2 protein-coding genes and 1 pseudogene are annotated in these 1,991 nt (G+C 41.2%); all 3 read right to left on the bottom strand.

Annotation, left to right across the window (positions count from 1 at the left end; genetic code table 11):
* Nucleotides 1–317 (bottom strand): annotated as a pseudogene (locus C5O24_RS13865) (glycosyltransferase family 4 protein); the annotation flags it as partial.
* Entirely contained in the window at nt 314–1,441 is a 1,128-nt protein-coding gene (gene wecB, locus C5O24_RS12975) for a non-hydrolyzing UDP-N-acetylglucosamine 2-epimerase (RefSeq protein WP_107036041.1), read from the bottom strand. The gene wecB and the pseudogene C5O24_RS13865, both read right to left, overlap by 4 nt.
* Nucleotide 1,442: 1 nt before the next feature.
* Nucleotides 1,443–1,991 (bottom strand): Rossmann-fold NAD(P)-binding domain-containing protein (locus C5O24_RS12980; protein ID WP_153061375.1); only part of this gene is annotated, 549 nt, incomplete at its 5' end.

The following is a 1,991-nucleotide window of genomic DNA, read 5'->3' on the forward strand; positions in this document are numbered from 1 at the left end:
GTATCGTATTTGTGAATCAATCCAAACCAAAGGGCTTTAATTGTAGAAAATAATGAATACGAGATATAATTAAGCGCAAGCCTAATGGATGAACCAGATCCTCTTGGAATAATAAATGAACGATGTATTTTCACACCATTAACACATTCGCGGCGTCGTTTGAAAATCCCATATCCTGCATGGTATTTTCCTGCAGGATAATCCGGTATTGCTGTCATAACAGTGACGTCGTGACCTCTTTTGTTTAGTTCAAATGCCATGTCATTGCATTTGAAGTTTTCTGGATAGAAGTGTGGTGTGACAATGAGAACTTTCATTGTTTCCGCCAAATCATTTTGTTGACAATCCCAGTATAAGATTGTATTATACGCACAACTTTGTCAGACACAGTGGTGTCAGTATATGCTGAAACCGGGGATGGAATGTAGTCGTTGGATCGCATGTCAACAGCCATCCGGACCGCTTGTATTACGGCTTCAGAAGTGATAGAGCCGATTACGAATATGCCGCTGTCAATGGCTTCAGGGCGTTCAGTAGATGTCCTGACTGAAACCGCCGGGAAGTGAAGCGCTGCGCTTTCTTCAGGAAGTGTTCCGCTGTCAGATACGACACAATATGCATTTTGTTGTAATTTGTTATAGTCGAAGAATCCAAGCGGTTTATGCTTGATAACTCTTTTATCAAATTGGAATCCGCGTTCGTTGATGTGTTTTTCGGATCGTGGATGACAACTGTAAAGAATCGGCATGTCGTAATATTGTGCCATCGCGTTTACCGCACTCATTACGGAATAAAAGTTCGTTTCTATGTCAATATTCTCTTCACGATGTATGGAGAGAAGTATGTAGCTTTTAGGTTGAAGTCCTAATGTTTCAAGAATCTGACTTTCTTTGATGGCTGTGTAATGCGCATTGAGGACTTCTGCCATCGGTGATCCTACAACATACGTGTATTCAGGTTTGACTCCAGAATCTATTATGTATCTGCGAGCGTGTTCAGAATAGCATAGGTTGATATCGCTGGTAACATCAACAATTCGTCGTATGACTTCTTCGGGAAGATTCTCATCTTTACATCTGTTGCCTGCCTCCATGTGAAACACAGGTATTTTTAGCCTTTTTGCTGAAAGGACAGAAAGACATGAGTTTGTGTCGCCCAAGACAATGATTGCGTCAGGTTGTTCACGAATCATTATTTCGTAAGACTTGGCAATAACATTGCCCATGGTCTGCCCCAGATTGTCACCAACCACATCTAGATAATGGTCGGGTTTTCGAAGATCAAGCTCCTTGAAGAATACTTCGTTAAGGGTATAATCGTAGTTTTGTCCCGTGTGAACTATTATGTGGTCAAAATATGCGTCAGATTTCTTTATGATTTCTGACATTTTGATGATTTCAGGACGTGTGCCTAAAATCGTCATGAGTTTTAGTTTTCTCATTTTATAGGTTATAGTGTGGATAAAGCTGTTTATGTGAGAATATCCATTGGGCTGCTTCCGCTACCATTTTTTCATAGTCTGGGATCTGGTAGGAAAAATCAAATCGGGTGCGTTTAAGTGATTTGTCAGCAACGATACCATCTACTGGATGAATTATCACGCTATTGCCACGAAGATATTTGTTGAATAGTTTGACAAGGTCGCATTTTGAAATGCTTGAATCGGGTACGGCATTATATAAACCAGTAGCATGTTCCATTGCTGCCGCTTCCATCGTTTTTGCGAGTTGAAGGGTGGTTTGCCCAGTCCAAAGCGATTTGGTAAACCCGTTTATTTCACCAACTTGATGCATAAACCAATTCAATAGTCCGATTCCTTGTTCGTTGATATCAGGGCCAACAATCGAATTGCGGAGTGTGATGTTTTTGTCATCATCCAATTCTCCAAGAGCTTTGCTTCTGTCGTAAAATGTAGAGCCGTCAGGAAGGTCATCCTCAGTGTACTGTCCGCGTGCTCCTGAAAACACACAATCGGTGCTCATGTGTATAAC

It is taken from the genome of Paramuribaculum intestinale (assembly GCF_003024925.1).
Taxonomy (GTDB): domain Bacteria; phylum Bacteroidota; class Bacteroidia; order Bacteroidales; family Muribaculaceae; genus Paramuribaculum; species Paramuribaculum intestinale.

Bases quoted from the DNA above. Each gene is read 5' to 3' on its own strand.
- wecB (WP_107036041.1), bottom strand. From the start codon at position 1,441: ATGAGAAAACTAAAACTCATGACGATTTTAGGCACACGTCCTGAAATC.